13 protein-coding genes and 1 pseudogene are annotated in these 21251 nt (G+C 70.4%); 4 read left to right on the top strand and 10 right to left on the bottom strand.

Features of this window, described 5'->3' with window-relative positions; translation table 11 throughout:
• Positions 1 to 6: 6 nt before the first annotated feature.
• Entirely contained in the window at positions 7 to 1263 is a 1257-nt protein-coding gene (locus tag ACWEKM_RS09475) for an ATP-grasp domain-containing protein (protein ID WP_451620570.1), read from the bottom strand.
• A 148-nt stretch (positions 1264 to 1411) separates the two neighbouring features.
• Here ACWEKM_RS09475 and ACWEKM_RS09470 point away from each other — a divergent pair, with 148 nt between their 5' ends.
• Complete coding sequence (locus ACWEKM_RS09470) at positions 1412 to 2884, top strand: alpha/beta fold hydrolase (protein WP_451620569.1); 1473 nt, start codon at positions 1412 to 1414, stop codon at positions 2882 to 2884.
• A gap of 264 nt (positions 2885 to 3148) precedes the next feature.
• Here ACWEKM_RS09470 and ACWEKM_RS09465 read toward each other — a convergent pair whose 3' ends face one another.
• Positions 3149 to 4678: a helix-turn-helix domain-containing protein gene (locus ACWEKM_RS09465; protein ID WP_451620568.1), complete on the bottom strand. Its 1530-nt coding sequence runs from the start codon at positions 4676 to 4678 to the stop codon at positions 3149 to 3151.
• A 575-nt stretch (positions 4679 to 5253) separates the two neighbouring features.
• Between ACWEKM_RS09465 and acnA the strand changes: the two genes are divergently transcribed.
• Together acnA and ACWEKM_RS09455 are read left to right on the top strand one after the other, a co-directional pair.
• Entirely contained in the window at positions 5254 to 7986 is a 2733-nt protein-coding gene (gene acnA, locus ACWEKM_RS09460) for an aconitate hydratase AcnA (protein WP_451620567.1), read from the top strand.
• 1090 nt (positions 7987 to 9076) lie between these two features.
• On the top strand, positions 9077 to 10693 hold the full coding sequence (locus ACWEKM_RS09455; protein ID WP_451620566.1) for an MFS transporter: 1617 nt from the start codon (positions 9077 to 9079) through the stop codon (positions 10691 to 10693).
• Positions 10694 to 11216: 523 nt separating this feature from the next.
• Here the strand turns inward: ACWEKM_RS09455 and ACWEKM_RS09450 are convergent.
• A complete protein-coding gene (locus ACWEKM_RS09450; protein ID WP_451620618.1) occupies positions 11217 to 12020 on the bottom strand; it encodes an ISAs1 family transposase in 804 nt (267 codons plus the stop codon).
• Positions 11927 to 12355 (bottom strand): transposase family protein, encoded by a 429-nt coding sequence (locus tag ACWEKM_RS09445; RefSeq protein WP_451620617.1) that lies wholly within the window; start codon positions 12353 to 12355, stop codon positions 11927 to 11929. Before ACWEKM_RS09445 ends, ACWEKM_RS09450 begins: the two co-directional genes overlap by 94 nt.
• A 520-nt stretch (positions 12356 to 12875) precedes the next feature.
• On the opposite strand from ACWEKM_RS09445, the gene ACWEKM_RS09440 reads away from it, so the two are divergent.
• Positions 12876 to 13001, top strand: coding sequence for a hypothetical protein (locus ACWEKM_RS09440; RefSeq protein WP_451620565.1), 126 nt, complete (start codon positions 12876 to 12878; stop codon positions 12999 to 13001).
• A gap of 141 nt (positions 13002 to 13142) precedes the next feature.
• On the opposite strand, the gene ACWEKM_RS09435 is transcribed toward ACWEKM_RS09440, so the two are convergent.
• The 6 genes and pseudogenes from ACWEKM_RS09435 to ACWEKM_RS09410 form a co-directional block, all read right to left on the bottom strand.
• On the bottom strand, positions 13143 to 14210 hold the full coding sequence (locus ACWEKM_RS09435) for a ScbA/BarX family gamma-butyrolactone biosynthesis protein (RefSeq protein WP_451620564.1): 1068 nt from the start codon (positions 14208 to 14210) through the stop codon (positions 13143 to 13145).
• 53 nt (positions 14211 to 14263) lie between these two features.
• Positions 14264 to 15907 carry an FAD-dependent monooxygenase gene (locus ACWEKM_RS09430; protein ID WP_451620563.1) on the bottom strand — a complete coding sequence of 548 codons (1644 nt, stop codon included), beginning with the start codon at positions 15905 to 15907 and terminating at the stop codon, positions 14264 to 14266.
• Positions 15904 to 16581 carry an HAD family hydrolase gene (locus tag ACWEKM_RS09425; protein WP_451620562.1) on the bottom strand — a complete coding sequence of 226 codons (678 nt, stop codon included), beginning with the start codon at positions 16579 to 16581 and terminating at the stop codon, positions 15904 to 15906. Before ACWEKM_RS09425 ends, ACWEKM_RS09430 begins: the two co-directional genes overlap by 4 nt.
• Before the next feature lie 265 nt (positions 16582 to 16846).
• The gene (locus tag ACWEKM_RS09420; protein WP_451620561.1) at positions 16847 to 19138 is read right to left on the bottom strand and encodes an MMPL family transporter; all 2292 of its coding nucleotides are present in this window, start codon (positions 19136 to 19138) and stop codon (positions 16847 to 16849) included.
• A 154-nt stretch (positions 19139 to 19292) separates the two neighbouring features.
• Positions 19293 to 20330, bottom strand: coding sequence for an SMP-30/gluconolactonase/LRE family protein (locus ACWEKM_RS09415; RefSeq protein WP_451620560.1), 1038 nt, complete (start codon positions 20328 to 20330; stop codon positions 19293 to 19295).
• Between the two features lie 523 nt (positions 20331 to 20853).
• Positions 20854 to 21175: pseudogene (locus ACWEKM_RS09410) on the bottom strand (helix-turn-helix domain-containing protein); the annotation flags it as partial.
• Between the last annotated feature and the right edge of the window lie 76 nt (positions 21176 to 21251).

The raw sequence follows: 21251 nt of genomic DNA, 5'->3' as shown, positions 1-21251 counted from the left end.
CGGCGCTCACCGGATCACCAGCGCGGACCGCAGCTCATCGAGCAGTGCCTCGACCCGGGCGCGGGCGCCCGGCCCCTCGGTATCGCCCGCCATGACGTGCCCGAGGTACTCGTTGTTGCTGCCCGCTGCCTTCACCTGCCTGCCGGGCTCGGCGAGTTGTACCTCCAAAACCCCTGGCGCGTCACCGAGTTCGGCGCCTTCCAGAGCGGCGAGGGTGCCCGAGGTCTCGGGTATGAGGAAGCCGATCGCCGCGCTGTGCAGCCCGGTGTCGCCGCCCCGCAGGTCGGGCTCGCGGCCGAGGGACACCTCCACGAAGGCCGCGGCGAGGTCGATGCCGGTGACGTGGCGGACCAGCTCGGTGATCCGGTTTCCCGCGGGGCGCGGATTCACCTCCACCACGCGCGGTCCGGCGGAGCTCAACTTGATCTCGGTGTGCGCCACGACCCCGTCGGTCAGGCCGAGGGCCTTGAGTGCGGCGAGGGCGGTCTGCTCGGCGGCCTCGGTGTCGGCGGCGGACAGGGCGGCCGGGAACATGTGCCCCGTCTCGATGAACGCGGGCGCCCCGCCGACGCTCTTGTCGGTCACGCCCACCACATGGACCGCGCCCGCGTGCGACACCGTCTCGACGCTCACCTCGGGGCCGTCCATCAGCTCCTCCAGCAGGACGGCGGGCTCCCGGCGCTGCCCGCGCGCGTTGACCGGGAAGTCGGCCAGCGCCCTTACGGCGGAGGCGAGTTGCTCCTCGTCGTCCACCCGCCGCACATACATGCCCGCACACAGGTCGACCGGCTTCACGACCAGCGGGTAGCCGATCTCCCGCGCCGCCCGTGCGATGTCGGCCCATTCCCCGTGGCGGGCGAAGCGCGGCCCGGGGACCCCCGCGTCGGCGAGGATCCGGCGGGTGGCGTCCTTGCGGCAGGCGTTCTGGACCGCCTCCGGGGACGAGCCCGGCAGGCCCAGACGCCCGGCGATTTGGGCCACGGTCGCCAGGTAGTAGTCGCAGGAGGTGAGCACGCCGTCGAAGTGCAGCACCGCGTGCAGCCGCTCGACCTCGGTCAGCAGGGCGTCGACGTCGTTGGTGTCGGCGGTGATCACGTTGCGGGCACCCAGCAGCGGGTGCGCCGCACCCTCGGGCGCCGAGCGGAGGTAGTGGTGCAGGTCGCGAGTGAGGAAGGTGAACTCGTGCCCACCCTCCCGGATCGCCCGTGGCAGCAGTCTGCTCATCGACCCCACCCAGCTCTCGACCATCAGCAGATGAGCCACAACTCCCCTTTTCTCACGATCGGTTCAGGTGCCAGGTCAGCCCGGAGAGCCCTCGGGAGCGAGGAGCCGGGGGTTGCACCCCACATACAGTAACGATCATCATTTTCACTTACCAGCCCTTTATCGAAGCCCGTCGGGAGACAGACCCTTGCTTCGTCCCAGCGCCCTGCTGTGCGCCCTCGCCGCCGCGGCGGCCCTCCTGCCCGCCACCCCCGCCCACGCCGGGGCCCCGGCCCTCCGCTTCGGCGCCTGCCCCGACTCCGTCCCGGCGCCCGCCGCCCCGGACCGTGTCGAGTGCGGACGGATCAGCGTCCCGCTCGACTGGGAGCGCCCCCGGGGACCGCGCATCGAGGTGGCCGTCTCGCGCGTGCCTGCCTCCGGTACCCCCGCCGAGCGGCGCGGCGTCCTCCTGGTGAACCCGGGCGGCCCGGGCGGCTCCGGCCTGCCCTACGCGGTCACGAAGCGCGCCAGGCTCCCCGAGAGCGTGCGGCGCGCCTATGACGTCATCGGCTTCGACCCGCGCGGCGTCGGGCAGAGCGCGCCCGCGGACTGCGGCTCCATGGGCGGCCTCTTCGACAGCCCCGGTGCCGATCCCGTGCCCCTGGGACCGGTGGCGGAACGGACCTACCTGGCGTCTCTGCGGGCCATGGCCGACGACTGCGCGGCGGGTGCCGGCGCCGTGCTGCCGTACCTGTCGACGGAGCAGACCGTCCGGGACATGGACGCGATACGCCTGGCCCTCGGCGAACCCGCGACGAACTTCCTCGGCGTCTCCTACGGCACCTATCTCGGCGCGGCCTACGCGGCACGCTTCCCGCACCGCACCGGCCGCATGGTCCTCGACAGCGTCGTCGGCCCGTGGAACTGGTACGACTTCGACGTCATCCAGAGCCTGGCGCTGCTGCGCCGGCGCGACACCTTCTTCGCCTGGACCGCCGCCCACCCGGACCGCTTCGCCCTCGGCGGCAGCGCGCAGGCGGTACGCCGGGCCTACCTCCGCGTCCGTGAAGGGCTCACCGCCCGGCCGGTGGCCGGCTTCGGCCCGGCGGAGTTCGACCGCGCCGTCTACCGGGCACTGGGCCGCACCGAACGCTGGGCGCCTCTCGCCGACGGCCTGCGCGCCTACCTGAACGACGGCAGCCCCGACGCCCTCCGCCCCACCACCGCCTTCGCGGGCCCCGACTCACGCAATTACGAAGCCGCCAACCGCATCGTGAAGTGCGCCGACGGCCCCGGACCGGGCGCCGACGAGATCGTGCGGGACATCCGCCGTACCCGTCGCCTCGACGCGCAGCCGGTGCTGACCGGCATGGAAGCCTCCGCCTGCGCCTACTGGCACCACCGCCCCGCCCACCGCACCCGGCTCGGCAGCCCCGACGCCCCGCCCGTTCTGCTGGTCGCCTCCACCCATGACCCCGTCACCCCCATCGAGGGCGCCCGCGCACTGCGCGGCCTGCTGCCCGGATCGCGTCTGGTCACCCTCGACGACGACTACTCGCACGGGGTGTTCGCCAGCCGGGGCAACACGTGCGTGGACGACAGCGTGGCCGCGTATCTCGTCGACGGGACGGTCCCGGCGGCGGATGTGCGCTGCGCGGGATCCGGACTGCCCGCGGTGTGACGGCGCACTCGTGCCGCGCCGCAGCCGGAGTTACGTGTCAAAGCCCGCTCTGGCCCCGGCGGGCGTGATCGCTCCGCTGGAGGAGGGCCGCACACACGGCGCTCGGGTGCGGGAGCCTTCCAGGGCTCCGACCCAGGCTTCACCCTGCGGGAGTGCTCCCACTTCCTGCCCCGGGCCTGAAGTCCCAGAGATGCCGCCGCACCCCGTCCAGACCCACATCGGTGCAGGTCGGACAAGATGCGGCCATACCTTGGAAGGCGCGATTCAGATGTCCCGGAAGATCTCGATCTGGGCGCCGATCGAGTTGAGGCGTTCGGCCAGGTCCTCGTAGCCGCGGTTGATGACGTACACGTTGCGCAGCACCGATGTGCCGTCGGCGGCCATCATCGCCAGCAGGACGACCACGGCGGGGCGCAGGGCGGGCGGGCACATCATCTCGGCGGCGCGCCAGCGGGTGGGGCCCTCGACCAGGACGCGGTGCGGGTCGAGCAACTGCAGTCGGCCGCCCAGGCGGTTGAGGTCGGTCAGGTAGATCGCGCGGTTGTCGTAGACCCAGTCGTGGATCAGCGACTTGCCCTGGGCGACCGCCGCGATGGCCGCGAAGAAGGGCACGTTGTCGATGTTCAGGCCGGGGAACGGCATCGGATGGATCTTGTCGATCGGCGCTTCCAGCTTGGAGGGCCGCACGGTCAGGTCCACCAGGCGGGTACGTCCGTTGTCGGCGACGTACTCGGCGGTGCGGTCGTGGTCGAGGCCCATCTCCTCCAGGACCGCGAGTTCGATCTCCAGGAACTCGATCGGCACCCGGCGCACGGTCAGCTCGGACTCGGTGACCACGGCGGCGGCCAGCAGACTCATCGCCTCGACCGGGTCCTCGGAGGGCGAGTAGTCGACGTCGACGTCGATGGTGGGCACGCCGTGCACGGTGAGCGTGGTGGTGCCGATGCCCTCGACCCGCACGCCCAGTGCCTCCAGGAAGAAGCACAGGTCCTGGACCATGTAGTTGGAGGAGGCGTTGCGGATCATGGTGACGCCGTCGTAGCGCGCGGCGGCGAGCAGCGCGTTCTCGGTGACCGTGTCGCCGCGTTCGGTCAGCACGATCGGGCGCGCGGGGCGCACGGACCGGTCCACCGTGGCGTGGTACTGCCCCTCGGTGGCGGCGACCTCCAGACCGAACCGGCGCAGCGCGATCATGTGCGGTTCGATGGTGCGGGTGCCGAGGTCGCAGCCGCCCGCGTACGGCAGTTTGAAGGCGTCCATGCGGTGCAGCAGCGGGCCGAGGAACATGATGATGGAGCGTGTGCGGACGGCGGCCTCCGCGTCGATGGCCGCCAGCTCCAGCTCGGCCGGCGGCACGATCTCCAGGTCGACCCCGTCGTTGATCCAGCGGGTGCGGACGCCGATGGAGTTGAGCACCTCCAGCAGGCGGTACACCTCTTCGATGCGGGCGACCCGGCGCAGCACCGTGCGCCCCTTGTTCAGCAGCGTGGCGCACAGCAGGGCCACACAGGCGTTCTTGCTGGTCTTCACGTCGATGGCGCCGGACAGGCGACGGCCTCCGACCACCCGAAGATGCATGGGGCCCGCGTAGCCCAGCGACACGATCTCGCTGTCCAGGGCCTCGCCGATTCGGGCGATCATCTCAAGGCTGATGTTCTGGTTCCCGCGTTCGATCCGGTTGACGGCGCTCTGGCTGGTGCCGAGTGCCTCCGCGAGCTGTGCCTGTGTCCAGCCGCGGTGTTGCCGGGCGTCACGGATGAGCTTGCCGATGCGTACGAGGTAGTCGTCTGCCATGAGGTTGAGGTTATCTCAGATATGAGATGGACCCGCTATGGGGTCCATGCAGGTGATGGGACGTCAGTGTCCCCTGGCGGCAAGGCGGATGTGGCGGGATCAGGGTAGCCGGGCGGAGGTGATGAATTGTTAGATGTCCTGTTATTTCATGACTTCGTGTCGGACTCGAACGGCGGCTCGGTCTCGGTGCGTCGCGCTCGGGGTTGCGCTCATGGTCGGCAGCGCGGTCGGGATCGTGGGCGGGGTCGTGCTCACGGTCGGTGTCGCGGTCCGGATCGCGGTCGGGGTCGTGCTCACGGTCGGTGTCGCGGTCCGGATCGCGGTCGGGGTTGTGCTCGCGCGTGGGGTCGCCGTCGCTCGGTCGTGTCGTCGGACGCGGGCGGATGGATCCGATCCGGGCATGACCATCGCGGCCCCATGTACTAGAGTTATCTCGACATCGAGATATCTCACCAAGGGCACCACAGCCGCCACCCGGTAAGGGCCACCTAACTAAGGCTTGCCTTAGTGGACTGGTCCAGTTGTCGTGGCGGCAGGATCGTGGTGGTACGCGCACATCAATGAAGGAGACTGTCGTGTCGGCGAACAGCTTCGACGCCCGCAGCACGCTGCAGGTGGGCGACGAGTCGTACGAGATCTTCCGGCTGGACAAGGTGGAGGGCTCGGCCCGCCTGCCCTACAGCCTCAAGGTCCTGCTGGAGAACCTGCTCCGCACCGAGGACGGCGCGAACATCACCGCCGACCACATCCGTGCCCTCGGCACCTGGGACTCCCAGGCCCAGCCGTCGCAGGAGATCCAGTTCACCCCGGCCCGCGTGATCATGCAGGACTTCACCGGCGTCCCGTGCGTCGTGGACCTCGCCACCATGCGCGAGGCCGTGAAGGAACTGGGCGGCGACCCCGCCAAGATCAACCCGCTGGCCCCGGCCGAACTGGTCATCGACCACTCCGTCATCGCCGACAAGTTCGGCACCACGGACGCCTTCAAGGTGAACGTCGATCTGGAGTACGGCCGCAACAAGGAGCGCTACCAGTTCCTGCGCTGGGGCCAGACCGCGTTCGACGAGTTCAAGGTCGTCCCGCCCGGCACCGGCATCGTCCACCAGGTGAACATCGAGCACCTGGCCCGTGTGGTGATGGTGCGCGACGGCAGGGCCTACCCGGACACCCTGGTCGGCACCGACTCGCACACCACGATGGTCAACGGCCTCGGCGTGCTCGGCTGGGGCGTCGGCGGCATCGAGGCCGAGGCCGCCATGCTCGGCCAGCCGGTCTCCATGCTCATCCCGCGCGTCGTCGGCTTCAAGCTGACCGGTGAGCTGCGGCCCGGCACCACCGCCACCGACCTGGTGCTGACCATCACCGAGATGCTGCGGCGGCACGGCGTCGTCGGCAAGTTCGTCGAGTTCTACGGCGAGGGCGTGGCCGCCACCTCGCTCGCCAACCGCGCCACCATCGGCAACATGTCGCCGGAGTTCGGCTCCACTGCCGCGATCTTCCCGATCGACGACGAGACCCTCAACTACCTGCGCCTGACCGGTCGCAGCCAGCAGCAGGTCGCGCTCGTCGAGGCGTACGCCAAGGAGCAGGGCCTCTGGCTGGACCCGAAGGCCGAGCCCGACTTCTCCGAGAAGCTGGAGCTGGACCTGTCGACGGTCGTTCCGTCGATCGCCGGCCCGAAGCGCCCGCAGGACCGTATCGTCCTCGCCGACGCCGCCCAGCAGTTCAAGTCGGACGTCCTCAACTACGTGGACGTGGTGGACGAGGCGGGCAAGGAGTCCTTCCCGGCCTCCGACTCCCCGGCCGTCGCCCCCAACGGCGCCCCGTCCAACCCGGTCCAGGTCACCGCCCCCGACGGCAGCACCTACACCCTCGACCACGGTGCGGTCACGGTCGCGGCCATCACCTCCTGCACCAACACCTCCAACCCGTACGTCATGGTCGCCGCCGCCCTGGTGGCCAAGAAGGCGGTGGAGAAGGGCCTGACCCGCAAGCCGTGGGTCAAGACCACCCTCGCCCCGGGCTCCAAGGTCGTCACCGACTACTTCGACAAGGCGGGCCTCACCCCGTACCTGGACAAGGTCGGCTTCAACCTCGTCGGCTACGGCTGCACCACCTGCATCGGCAACTCCGGCCCGCTGCCGGAGGAGGTCTCCAAGGCCGTCAACGACCACGACCTCGCGGTCACCTCGGTCCTGTCCGGCAACCGTAACTTCGAGGGCCGGATCAACCCCGACGTCAAGATGAACTACCTGGCCTCCCCGCCGCTGGTCGTCGCGTACGCCATCGCGGGCTCCATGAAGGTGGACATCACGCGCGACGCCCTGGGCACCGACCAGGACGGCAACCCGGTCCACCTGAAGGACATCTGGCCGAGCGAGGCCGAGGTCAACGACGTCGTCGCCAACGCCATCGGCGAGGACATGTTCGCCAAGTCGTACGAGGACGTCTTCGCCGGCGACGCCCAGTGGCAGGCGCTGCCGATCCCGACCGGCAACACCTTCGAGTGGGACGCCGAGTCGACGTACGTCCGCAAGCCCCCGTACTTCGAGGGCATGGGCATGGAGCCGACCCCGGTCGAGGACATCGCCGGTGCCCGCGTCCTGGCCAAGCTGGGCGACTCGGTCACCACCGACCACATCTCCCCGGCCGGTGCCATCAAGGCCGACACCCCGGCCGGCCAGTACCTCACCGAGCACGGTGTGGAGCGCCGTGACTTCAACAGCTACGGCTCCCGCCGCGGCAACCACGAGGTCATGATCCGCGGTACGTTCGCCAACATCCGACTGCGCAACCAGATCGCGCCGGGCACCGAGGGCGGGTACACCCGCGACTTCACCCGGGCCGCCGAAGGCGAAGGGGGCGCCCCGGTCTCCTTCATCTACGACGCCTCGCGGAACTACCAGGCCGCCGGCATCCCGCTGGTCGTCCTGGCCGGCAAGGAGTACGGCTCCGGCTCGTCCCGCGACTGGGCGGCCAAGGGCACGGCCCTGCTGGGCGTCAAGGCCGTCATCGCCGAGTCCTACGAGCGCATCCACCGCTCCAACCTCATCGGCATGGGCGTGCTGCCGCTCCAGTTCCCGGAGGGCACGTCCGCCGCGTCCTTCGGCCTGACCGGCGAGGAGACCTTCGCCATCTCGGGCGTGACCGAGCTGAACGACGGCAGCACGCCGCGCACGGTCAAGGTCACCACCGACACGGGCGTCGAGTTCGACGCGGTCGTCCGCATCGACACCCCCGGCGAGGCCGACTACTACCGCAACGGCGGCATCATGCAGTACGTGCTTCGCCAACTTGTCGGTTCTTGACCTGACGTGAACGAGCGCCCTGCCCCTGCATCTCGTGCGCGGGGGCAGGGCGCTCGCGCACGACGGGGCGGAAGACGCGCCTGCGAGCATGATCGCACGCGATCTGTTCCCGGAGCGGAGCTGCGCATCCTACGACGACGAAGAACCCCGCACCTGGTACCAGGTGCGGGGTTCTTCTGTCCTTGCGAGCGTGTGGCGAACGAGCGCCGCTAGGCGATGTGCTGCAGCTGCGTGTCGTCGCCGTCGCTCACAGCCCCATCGTCCTGGCCCAGGCCGAGCCGATACACCGTGAACACGCCCAGGTCGAGCAGGTCTTCGCCGACCTGGAAGACTCGCCCACCTGCCGTCGGGCGAGTTCACCGCGAACGCCGTCTGGCTCACCCTTGCGGCCACCGCCTTCAACCATGGCCTGCGCCTTCTTACGGACACGGGGCACAGCCGCTCGTGCCCGATGCGGTTTCGCCAGCTGCTTCGTGGAGGGACGCGGTCTCGACCACTGGATCACCGACTACTGGGAACACCGAGAGAACACCGAGAGAACATCCGAGACATAACTGCCGCTCTCGCTCCACCATTGGCTCAGCAGGGTCATCCCCCCGCCTTTCCACGCACGCCCCAGTGACTTTCGATCCGCTGACCCGGGTGAATTCCGATCCTCCCATTCGGAAGATACGCAGGAAAGAACGTTCGGCCTACTGAACCGGCAGGTCGAAAGAGCCGCCCGCTCGGTGTAGCCGTCTGGGTACCCTGCCGCTTCCGGGGGGCCTCGGTCCGGGCGTCGGCGGGCAGCCGGGCTGCCAGGAGCGGCCGCCTCCCGCCGGTGCGCGCGCACCGCGCGGGACGTGGGCAGGGAGACGGCCGACGGCGTCCGCCCCTGCCCCGTTTCAGGTGCCGGGCACGGAATTTGAGCGAGGTCGAACAAGCAGTATCAGAATTGACAGGGGGCTTGGCGGCATGCCCTCGACACCGCATGAAAATCGCCAACTGTGCGCAGGGGGCCAAGGAATTGACACCTGCCTGATGGTTGCCTACGGTCCGCTCGTCAGGATTTTCCGATCGCATCCGAAGGTAATTCATGACTACGTCTGCGTTGCCTAAGTTCAGACAGCAGTCGATTCTTGTTGTTCTCATGGTGTGTTCACTGCTGATATGGCTGGACAACACCGTCCTGAGTACGACCTTGGAGACCCTCGCGGACCCGGTCCGTGGACTGAATGCCAGCCCGGCAGAGCTCCAATGGGCCACCGGCTCGTACACGCTGGCCTTCGCCACCTTGATGTTCACCGCAGGCGCGCTGGGCGATCGCTTCGGCCACCGGGCCGTGCTCGCGACGGGCCTGGTGGTCTTCGCCGGATCCTCGGTGTGGGCGGCGTACTCGGGCGACGCAGGCCAGTTGATCGCCGCGAGGGCCGTGATGGGCGTCGGCAGCGCGCTGATCATGCCTGCCAACCTGGCCATCCTCATGTGGACGTTCACCGGCCCGGCGCGGTCGACCGCGGTCGCCATCTCCTCGATTTCCGCCGGTGTCGGCCTGGCCGCGGGCCCGGTGCTTGCCGGGGTACTTCTCGACTCCTTCTGGTGGGGCTCGGTCTTCCTGGTCAATGTCCCGGTTGTGGTGCTGGCGCTGATCGGCATCGTCCTGCTGGTCCCGGACTTCCGCAGTTCCGTGGTGCGGCCGCTGGACCCGGCCGGGATGCTGCTGTCGATCACCGGCCTCGCGGCGCTCGCCTACGGACTGATCCGCGCGGGCCAGGTGGCGGCCTGGGGCCAAACGGACGTCTGGGCGCCGATCGCCGTCGGACTGATCCTGCTGGCCGTGTTCGTCCGCGTCGAACTGCGCAGCAAGATGCCGAGCTTCGATCCCCGGCTGCTCGCCCAGCGCGCGTTCGGCGGTGGCAACGTGGCGATCGGACTGCTCCTCTTCGCCGTTTCCGCGGTCACCTTCTACAACGCCTTCTACCTGCAGGGCGCGCGCGGCTACTCGCCGATCGAGGCAGGCCTGGCCAGCCTCCCGACCGCGCTCGGCGCGATTGTCGGCGCACCCGTCGGCGCCCGCCTGGTACACCGCTGGTCGCTGCGCCCCGTCGCCGTGCCGGCGCTGATCGTCGCGGCGCTGACCATCGGCGCGTACGGGCTCTTCGGACTGGGCACGCCCCTCGTCTGGATCGAGATCGTGCTGCTGGTCCAGGGCCTGTCCGTCGGCATGGTGCTCGGCCCCGTGACCGCGGCGCTGATCAGCACGCTGCCGCTGGAGCGGGCCGGTGCCGGCTCGGCCGTCACCAACACCGCGCGCCAGACCGGCAGTGTGATCGGTGTCGCCGTTGGCGGCACGATCATGTCGATCGTGTACCGGCGCGCGATCGAACCCTCGCTGGACGGTGTTCCCGGACCAGTGCGGGAGCAGGCGCTGGTCTCCGCCGAACTGGCGCGGCACGCCGCCACCACGACCCACCTGCCCGCGCTCGGGCGCGCCGCCGACGACGCGTTCGTGCACGCCATGCATGTCGGCGCGGTCTGGATCATGTTCGTCGCGCTCTTGGGCGCGGCCGTACTGCTGCTCGCCCTGCGCTCGGTCGGGGAGCCCGCGCCCGTCGGGGGCGAGGCGGAGCCCGCGCGGAACGGCGGCCCGACCGCGGACAAGGCGGCCCCCCGGGCCGGTGCCGAGGGTCGGCCCACCCGCGAGGGCGACGACGTGGGCACCCGCTGACGCCATGGGAACCAGGCGGAAACTCCCCAAGGCGCGGTCGGACAGTCAGGCCACGTACCTGTCGGACCGCCACCTGTTCGACCTGTTCGCCCTGTGGACCTGGGCCGACGGCGTGCCGTGAGGGCGGCGCCGCCGGTCGGTGACATCGAGACCGTTCCCCTGGTCGTCCCGCGTGTTCGTCCGTGGACGGCGGCATCGCCCCAGCCGACTCCGGCGCGGGGCGGTGCGTAGCGGGGGAGACCAGCCGGGGCCGTAAGGGGGTGGCGTGCGGAGGGCGGTCACCTCTCGGGGGAAGGCTCCATGGGGCTTGAGCCGGACGATCGTCCCCATGGGCTGTGGCTGAGGCCCCAGGACACCGTCCCCTCCGCGAGCCACGTAAATAGGTGAACGGTCAACCGTCTCGGTTGTTGCCGCGCAGCCCGGACTGCCGCTGTGGCATGGGGAACCCTCCTTGGTGAAGGCCTGGTGGAGGTAGTCGGCGACCAGGGCGGCGAATTCGTCCGGGGTGGCCGACAGGGCTTGATCAAGTTCCGTAGCTGTCCGGATAGTTGGTGATGCCCAGGATGGGGAGTGCGCGTTGGGGCTCGTCGCGGATCGCCCGGGTGGTCTTGGCGATGTTGTCGGCTCCGGGGGTTTTCAGCACGTCGATGGCGAGGTTGCGGAGGGTCGCCATGGCCCGTGGTGCGGTCCCGGCGTGGACGGTGGAGGTGTCCTCGGCGAAGGTGACGTCCCTGATGTGGTGCGAGGAGTTCTCCACTCCCCAGGGCCCGCGGATCGCGGCGGCCAGGTCGGCGGGCCCGGCTTGGTGGGCGTCGAGGCTGGTGACGGCGTAGACACTCTCCCGGGTCTCGCGCTTGCCGGTCTGCTTGCGGCGGCGGTGGATGGTGGCCGGGCGGGCATGGGGAAAGGTGATTCCGCCGAGTTCGCCGGCGATCCCACACGTCTTGACCGAGCGGGACTCGCGGCGTCCGTGTCCGGTTCCGGAGGCGGTGTGCTGGACTGCGATGGACTGCCACGGCAGGGCGGCGAGTTGGGCGTGGGCGGTGGGCCGGCTGGTCTTGATCACGGCGATGTAGTGGGCCTTCTTGGTCTCGACCAGCCAGGAGATGTTCGCTTTCACCGAGTGCAGGGCGTCGAAGGTGACGACGGTGCCGGTCAGGTCCAGCGATGCCAGCAGCGGCCGGAAGTGTGCGGTTTCGTTCGTCTTCGCGCCGACCTCCACCTGGGCGAGGGTCACGACGGTGCCGTGCGTGACCGCGGAGAGCAGGTGCCGGCGCGTCGCGGTAAGACGGGCTGATCCCTTGAGTGCTTTGCCGTCGACAGCGATCGCGCGCGACCGCCCGGACGCGGAGGGCGACGGTGCCTGGGCGGGTTCGGTGGCGGCGCGGTGCCGTCGGCCAGGTAGGCGCCGACCGCCCGGTCCAGGGCGTCACCGTCAACAGCCCCCAGCACACGGCCGATCGTGGCCGGCGCCGGAGTCCGCCGCCCTCCGAGCAGATGGCGGCGGATCCCGATCACGGTCAGGAGTGCGTTCGAAGCACGCTGACCCCACTCGGCGAGTTCATCGATGCTCCTTGCTCCCGAGACGACCGCGCAGGCACACACCAGCAGGATCGCTGTGAGTGAGTACCACCGGCCCCGCCGGGAGCACGGGTCGGGCACCGAGTCGAAGTCGGGGCGCAGGTCGGCGATCCGGCCGGTGTTCAGCGGCCCCAGTTTCACCAGCACGGCAGGGAGGGGAGAGGATGCAGCAGCAGGCCCGGGCCATGATCATCTGGCTTGGACACCACAATGATCACGAAGCCCGTGCCTGCTCTGCTATGCACCCCAACCGGTCACAACCCGACCAGCCGCGGGACGCTGGAACTTGCAACCGCCCGGCCCAGATCCGCCAGGTTCGAGCCGGTGTCGGGATTGAAGGACGTAGTAACGCCGGTTCCTCGCGTACTCCTCTTCGTCTCGCTCGCCGGACCCGCACCATCTGGCAGTGCTGGTACGTTCCGGCTTTGTCAGGGCCGCTCCCGCCCTCCCCGGCACCACCCGGATCAGGCTGCCCTCAGCTACGCTGACCTGCTCCGACAGGCCAAAGGTGATGGTCTTCCACCTCCACTCGAACCACCGCGACTCACGGCGCAACCAAGATCCCCGCCAGAGTCAAGCTCAAGCTCCCTGCCACCTGGCCGTGGGCGGCACGATCGCGCGGGCCTCCGCCCGCGTCCTCGCCCTGCCCCACCTGGCCAGCCCGCCTGCCCCCGCCGAGCACCGGGAGGAGGAACGCGCGGTCCCGCCGGCCGACGCGCACCCCTGACCAGCACCGCCCTCGGACAGAGACAACGCGACATCACGGGCACAAGATCGATCTACCCGACCCCGAGACACCGGCCGGACAGCATCGCCGCAGGCCAGAACCGCCCCGGACACTCACCCGAGTTTCCGGCGTCCGAGTAATTCAGACCCACTGTGCCACCTCAAGCCGCATGGCCGTGGTGATGGTGTCCTCCTGCACGGCCTCCACCACGACGGGAGTGGTGAAGGTGCACAGGTCTTCGTCCCAGCGGAATCCGCCGACGGCCGCTCGCAACCTGGTGATGCGGTCGAGCTCCGCGTAGTCGGCGAAGTCGGAGGTGATGGAGGCGACCGACAGGCTGTAGGGGTCCAGGGCGTGCAGTCGGGCGACGGCGGCGACGGCCAGCTGACGCGCGGCCTCCATCTGTAGATGGCCCGGCACATGGTCCAGCGGATGGTCGAAGACGTGCGGGTGGCTGGTGTCCACCACCAACTGGCAGCCGAACCGTCCCGCGTCGGCGACGGGCTCGGTGACGAACACGTTCCGGGAGTCTCGCCGTCCCACGTGGGAGGGCTCGGCCGCCGTGAACCGCGGCAGCAGGAAGCTGGCATGGTCGGGCGACAGCCGTCTGCTGCGCATGGCCTGGTAGGCGGCCTTGGACAGGATCAGCAGCCTGCCCTCTCCCCGCATCGCGAACCGTCCGTCGACCTCGATGTCCCCGATGAAGCTGAACCCCTGCAGGCGGCCGGCCTTGTTGCGCCGGATCTGCGCGCTCACGTTGATCCGCGCGTTGGCGGGTCGCGAGCCGATGCGCAGTGGTTCGAAGGCGGTGGTACGGAGTGTCAGGTCCCGGAAGATGAACGCGGAGCCCAGTTTCACGTCCAGGTGGCGGTGGGCGATCAGGACCCCGGCCTGACGCACCACCTCGACCATCAGGCTGAAGTCGTACAGCGGGAAGCTCTCCCCGATCATATGGGCGCGCGGGAGCTGCGCGGCGACGACGAAGGTGCCCTCGCCCGTCTCGGTCGAGTCGGTGACGAACACCTCGGCAATCGAGGCTCTGTGGACCAGGGCGCGTGGAACGGTCGCGTCGTAGCTCAGCTCCACATGGTCGTTCCCGGGTGGCACGGGGGCCGTCCCGGACGCGGGGGTGGAGGCGGGTACGGGCACCGGGATCGGCGTGGGCGCATGCGTGGAAAGGGACGGGGACGCGGACATGGGGATGGTCATGGGTCGGGGTCGATCCTTCCGGGGAGATAGCACGAGCGGTGTGCTGAACCTCGTCAAGGCCCTACGGCGGGTACCGGGGTGATGCGAGGCGGCCGGGACGGGAGCCTGGAGAGGAGCGCATCGAGGTCGGCCGCGCCCGAGCGCGCCGCGACGACCCCGTCGGGCCGCAGGTACGCGCACCACGGGGTACCGGCTCCACCCAGCGTGTCGCCCGTCTCCCGCCCCACGGCGAACCCGGCGCCGTGGGGCGGGAGATCGACAGGAGCCGCGTCGGCAGGCTGGATCCACAGCACCCGCACGATGTCCCGGGCACCCCGCTCCCTCACGATCGCCGCAGCTCGTGCGGCGAGTTCCCCGGCGGCCAGGTCGCCGTGAACCAGCACGGTGTGCCGGCCGGCCGACAGGTGGGCGTGGAGCGACTCCGCCTCAGTGCCGTGCACCGGGGCGAGCGCCAGGTCGGGGGCGCGTCGGCCGAGCCGCAGTGCGCGCGGTACGGACGCGGCACCGTCGAGATCCGCCACCGCCGGGCTCCCGGAGTGGTCCAGGTCGAGCTGGGCGAGCAGGGGGATCGCCTTCTTCTCCAGCAGGCCGGTGGCGGACAGCAGCCGCAGCATCGTGTTCCGCAGGAGCCGCGCCGCCGGATTGCGCAGCAGCCACATCCGGGTCTGCTGATCACCGTTCGCGACCGCCCTGACGGACGCCGGGCGGCGTTCCGCCTCGAAGCTGTCGAGTAGCGCCGGATCAGTGCCGCGTACGACGCTCGCGAGTTTCCAGCCCACGTCGTAGCCGTCCTGGACACCCGTGTTGAGTCCCTGGCCGCCGGCGGTGGTGTGGGCGTGCACCGCGTCGCCCGCCAGCAGCACGGGGCCCTCCCGGAACCGGGGGGCGACCTTGGCGTGCACAAAAAAACGGCTGGCCCACCAGGTGCCGTGCAGGCGCAGCCCACCCGGGCCGCGTTCGTCGAGGAGCCGCTGCAGCAACTCCTCGGAGGGCGGTTCGGTCTGCCCGTCCGGCTCCATGTCGAAGAAGACGCGGTGGCCGTCGGGCTGGGGGACGATGACCAGTACGCCGTCCGGTGCGACGTGGTGCTGCACCTCGGCCTCGGCGGGCACGCCCTCCAGCAGGCCGTCCCCGATCAGGAACATACGGTCGAAGGTGTGGCCCTCGAAGGGGATGCCGACGCTGTCACGTACCATGCTGCGGGCGCCGTCGGCGGCGATCAGCCAGGCCACCGTGAGGGTCTCCTCGCCGCGGGCCGAGCGCAGCGTCACTGTCGCTGATTCCGCGGGTCCGCCACGGTTCACGGTGACCGCCGTGACCTCGGTCTCCCACTCGACGGTGCCGCCGAGTTCCGTCAGCCGGGCGTGCAGCGCCCGCTCGGTCACCGGCTGCGGTACGCAGAGGGGGCCGGGGAAGGCGGTGCCCGTCAGCCCGCCGAAACGCGCCCCGGCGAGGCGCCGGCCGTTTGACCAGTACGACGCCCCGGTCAGTGGCAGCGCCGTCTCGGCGATCTTCTCGGCGACGCCGAGGCGGTGCAGGCACTCCAGGGCGCCGCTCCACAGCACCAGCCCCTTGGGAGCGATGCCGGGACCCGGACGTCGGTCGACGACGCGGCAGGGCACGCCGAGGTCCCGCAACACGGCGGCGGCGGTGAGCCCGGTGGGCCCGGCGCCGACGACCAGAACCGGAACGGTCATCTCAGCTCACCTCGCGCGGCGTCGGCGGCCATGGCCAGGGGGCGGTCGAGCAACGCGGAGATCTCGCGGACGGCGCCGTCGGTGTCGGCGAACCGCACCGAGCGGATGCCGAGTTCCGTCGCGGCCACGCAGTTCTCCTCCGTGTCGTCGACGAACAAGCAGCGCTGCGGGGTGGTGCCGAGCCGTTCGAGCAGGATCCGGTAGATGGCCGGGTCGGGCTTGCGTACGCCTTCCCGGTGCGAGTCCACGACGACGTCGAAGAGTTCGTCGACGGGGAGCTGGGCGCGCCACAGCGGTTCCCACTCGCGGACGTTGTTGGTGAGCAGGGCGAGCCGGTAACCGTCGCCGCGCAGGCCGCGCAGGAACTCCAGGAACGGCTCATTGGGGCGCCGGCCACGGAACCACAGCTCGCCGAAGCTCCGCCCGTCCGCCAGGATGCGGCCCGCGTCCTCGGGGAGTTCGGCCAGGATCCGGTCCACCATCTGGCGCTCCGTGATCGCGCCGGTCTCCAGTGCCGCCATCGGCATCTCCCCGTGGCGTTCGGTCGACGCCAGGAGCGCCTGGCCGAGGTCGCCCGCGTCGATCCCGGCCAGTTCGGCGAAAGCGACGAAGGTCTCCACGAGCGGGTTCGTCAGCACGCCCCCGTAGTCGACGACGATCGTGTCGAAGGCCATGTCGTTCCCTTCTTTCAACACGACGCGGCGTACCGACCGCGACCGTGGCCCGAACGGTTGAGTGGCTGTCATCGGACCCCCCTTGCTCAGGGGTGCTCCGGGTTGCTCCGGCGTCCGCCTGACGCGGCGCTCCGGACGCTAACAACGAGGACTTGCGCCGTGCCAAAGCCGCTGCGCCCCGCCAGGACGCGTGCACCCCGCCAAAGCAAGTGCGGGAGGACCTGTGGGGGTCCTCCCGCATTCCGAACTCGCCTCGCCGCAGCCGTCAGTCGGCTGACTTCCCGCCCACCGCGCCGACCGCGGGCACGGGACGTTCCGAGCCGCTCTCGCTGATGCCGAACCGCGCGTGCAGTCGGCGCAGCGGCCCGGGTGCCCACCAGGTCGCCCGGCCGGTGAGCGCCAGCACCGCGGGCACGAGCAGTGTGCGGATCACCATCGCGTCCATGAGGATCGCCAGGGCGACCCCCAGTCCGAGCATCTTCGTGTTGGTGATCCGGGACGTGCCGATGGCCACCATCACGACGGAGAGGACAAGAGCGGCGGCGGTGATGACGCCCCCGGTGCTGCGAATGCCCTCCACCACGGCGGCCTTGTGGTCGAGCACGCGCTCCTGTTCCTCCTTGATCCGGGAGAGCAGGAAGACCCCGTAGTCCATGGAGAGCCCGAAGGCGAGGCAGAACATCAGCACAGGCAGCGCCGTCTCGATGCTCCCGGTTGAGGTGAAGCCCAGCAGCCCCGACAGGTTCCCGTCCTGGAAGACCCACACCACGGCCCCCAGCATCGCGGTCAGGCTGAGCGCGTTGAGCAGCACCGCCTGGATGGGCACCAGCACGCTGCCAGTGAGCAGGAACACCAGCACCAGCGTGGCGAGCACGATGATGCCGAGGGCCCACGGCAGGCCTCGTCCGATGGCCGCCTGGCTGTCGATCATGGCCGCGGTCGTACCGGAGGTGTAGGTGGGGAACGCCGCGTCCACCGCCCGTACGTCCCGTACCAGGTCCTTGCCCTCGTCGGAGACGGCCTCCACACCGGACACCACCGTGAGGTACGAGACGGCGCCGGATGTGCGGCCGGGCTCCGCGATCCCGGCGGCTCTGCCCTCGGCGTAACGGCCCGTCGGGGCGTCCACCCGCAGTACCCCGGGGAGCCGGGACAACCGCTCGGCGTAGGTGCCGAGTTCAGCGGGGGCCGCCTGCTCGGTGACGACCTCGATCACTCCGGTGGGGTTGCCCTGAAAGCCGTCATTGATGTGCTGCTGCACCACTCGCGAATCGGCCGACATGGGGAGCTGCCGGTAGTCGGCGGTGCCGAAGTCGACGTTCAGGAAGGGCGCGCCGAGCAGCAGCAGGACGGCGAGGGTGCCGGTGGCCACCAGGGGCGCGCGCCGCGTCACCCACCCCGCCAGCCGGGCCCAGCCCGCCCCGGCCTCGGTCGGCTGCCGCTGCTCGCGGGAGCGGCGCCGGAACAGCTTGCGGATGTCCAGCGCGTCGATACGGCGGCCCAGGACGGCGAGCAGCGCGGGCAGCACGACCAGGGCCGCCACGGCCGCCAGGACCACCACGCTGATCCCCGCGTACGCGAGGGAGCGCAGGAAGTACAGTGGGAAGACCAGCATCGCGGCGAGCGAGACGGCGACCGTGGCGGCCGAGAACAGCACAGTCCGCCCTGCGGTGTTGAGGGTGACAGCGAGCGCGCCGGGCATGTCCCGACCGTTCGCGAGTTCCTCCCGGTAGCGGCGCACGATCAGCAGCGCGTAGTCGATGGCGAGGCCGAGGCCCAGTGCGGTGGTGAGGTTGGTGGCGAAGACGGAGACGTCGGTGAAGGACGTCAGGACGCGCAGCACCGCGTTGGTGCCGAGGATCGCGATGATGCCGATGCCCAGCGGGAGCGTGGCGGCGACGGCGCTGCCGAACACGATCATGAGGACGATCAGCGTGATCGGCAGCGCGATGGCCTCGGCGCGCAGCAGGTCCTCGCTGATGAGCGTCTGCTGCTCGTGCTGGACGGCGATGCTGCCCCCGATCCGGACGGTGAGGTCGCCCTGCCGTCCGTCGAAGTGCCCGGTGATCCGCTCCTTCAGCGTGCGCTCGGCATCCAGTTCGTCCCCGGTGAGCCGGGCCACCACGAGGGCCTCACGGCCGTCCTTGGAACGCAACGCCTGTGCCCCGGTGTCCCAGTAGGAGGTGACCCCGGTGACGCCCTTCTCGTCGGCGAGGCGGGCGGCGAGTTCCCGTCCCTGACGTGCCACGTCGGCCTCGTCGACCCCGCTGCCGGCCCGCGCCAGCAGGACGAGGTTGGGGCGGGCGCCGGGGAACTCCCGCTCCAGGATGTCCGCGGCGTACGAGGACTCTGAGGCGGGGTCGACGACGCCGCCGCTGCCCCCGCTGCGCAGTCGGTCGGCCACCCCGCTGCCCAGGACGACGGCCCCGGCCAGCAGGATCACGGTGAGGACGAGCAGCAGCCGGGCCCGGGCGCCGGTCAGCCGGGCGAGGGCGCTGAACAGGCCGCGGGGCGGGGCCGTTTCGGGCGGCGGGGTGTCGTGGGCTACGGGTGACATGGGTGGGGCTCCCGGGGGGTCTGAGCTGGTGAGGTGCGTACGGAGCCGTACGCGGCGAGCGCCGCGGGCAGAGCCGTATGTGCCGTAGATACAGAGCCGTGTGTACGGAGCACCGCGTGCAGAGCCTTGCACGCGGACTCCGGTCGAGGCGCCGTCAGCGGCGACGCAGGTGGAACTGGCCCGGCGTGGCGGAGGGGACGCCGGTCAGGATTTCCCGGAGCCCGCCGCTGACCACGTAGTCGCCGTACGGGGTCACGGCGATGGTCGTGGGGTCCTCGATCGGCCAGGTCTGGTCCTGCACCGTGCGCGCGGTACGCCAGTTGTCGGTGGACCGCAGCACCACGACCGCGTCCCTGCCTGTGCGTCCACCGGACAGCGACAGGTCGTTGGCCGCGGCGACCAGCGAGCCGTCCTTGCGCAGCGCGAGACCGTCGATGGAGAGCGGCGCGCGGTCGAGCCGGACCTCGCTGACCACCGGCCGCGCCGACCGGGGACGGTCGATGCGGAAGAGCCGGCCGCCGTCGTACTTGCCCATGAGGAGGAAGCCCGCGGGGTGGGCGACGATCCCGTTCGGTCCCGTGTCGGAGGTGACGAAGCGGTCGTCCTGGATCACCTGGATCACCTGGCCGTCGCGGCTCACCACGCTGACCGTGTCGACCCCGGTGTCGGTGACGTAGATGGTGCCGTTGTCGTCGACGGTGACGTCGTTGGCGCGCGGCTCGGGCTGACCGGCGGACAGGTCGACCAGGTGCTGTACGGCACCGGTGGTCAGGTCGAAGGAGCCGACCCCGGACACCGGGGGCTGCGAGGGGTCCACCATGCCGAGCAGCCGGAAGAAGTAGTCGGTGTAGGCGGCCAGCACCCGGTTACGGGCAGCGTCCACCGTGATGCCGAGCACCGAGACTTGGGCGAAAGGGGCGACCAGCAAAGTCACCGAACCGTCCGCCCTGACCACCGAGATCGTGCCCTGCGCGCTCGACCCGACGAGGAACGCCTTCCTCCGCGGATCCCAGGCGACGCCCTCCGGGTACACGCCCGGGGCGGTGACGGAGAGAGTGCGCGGCAGCGGGCAGCCCCCGGACCTGGACGCCGCGAACGCCGGCAGGGGGGCGGCGGCTAGTGCACCGCCCACGGCGCCCACGGCCCCGAGTCTGAGCAGGGTGCGGCGAGAGGCCGAAACTGACGCGTCCAATGTGTGCTCCTTCAGGCGGTGGAGACGACCCTGCGGCAGAAAGGCCGGGCAGCCGTCCGGCGCCGACAGGCGAAACCACCGAGCCAGGGCCGCCTGACGGCCTGAAGAAGGCTCTCAGTACCCGCTGAAGAACCGCTTAAACGTTGCTGTGTTTGGGGAACACCGTCCCGGCGCGCAGTGGCAGCGGCAGCGGCCGAAAAGTGCGCTGTGGTCGCGGGTGGGTGCCAGGGTGCTGTCCGCGATCAGCGGGTCGCCCATCCCCGGACACAGCCACATCGCGGTCGCACTACGCGCCACCGGGCAGGGCTGATCCTGACCGGAATTCGCCCAACCGTGCCCTCCACCCCCGGCCCCGGCCTTGTGGGGTGACAGTGGATATCGTCATCCCACTCCCCAGGGTGCGGCGCAATGGTGGCATGCGCTGCGGCGCGTCACGCAACCGGTCGGCCTTCGTTCCCCCGAGTAGGGCGGCTCAGTGGCTGGTGCCGAACAACCCTGTGGATCTGCTCCAGATGGGGGCCCCGACCGTGGCCCGCGACGGCGCCGACTCCAGCCCGCGGCCGGGCAGCTCGTGGGAGATCCGGCGGGCACCCCACCGGGGATGTCGGCGGCGCAGCTCGCAGATCTCGGCCCTCAACCTCGGCGGACAGGCGCGTGGGACTGTTCCGCGGCCGGCGGGAGCGATACAGCAGACCGGGCATGTCCTCCTGCTCGAACCGCCGCCGCCAGCTTTGCAGGGTCTGGCGCGAGGTGCCGTACCGGGCCGCGACCTCACCGATCGGAGACCCGCCGAGCACTTCGCGGACAGCCCGGTAGCGGTACTCGGCCAACTGCTGTATATCCACGACTCCGACGGAAGCACCCCTGCCGCACCGGCAGTTGGGGGATAGCGGACGTTCAGCCGAACGTGTCAACCATGTC

The organism is Streptomyces sp. NPDC004752, from assembly GCF_053601275.1.
Note: the sequence above shows the minus strand (reverse complement) of the source record. Positions and strands in the feature narration are given on the sequence as shown.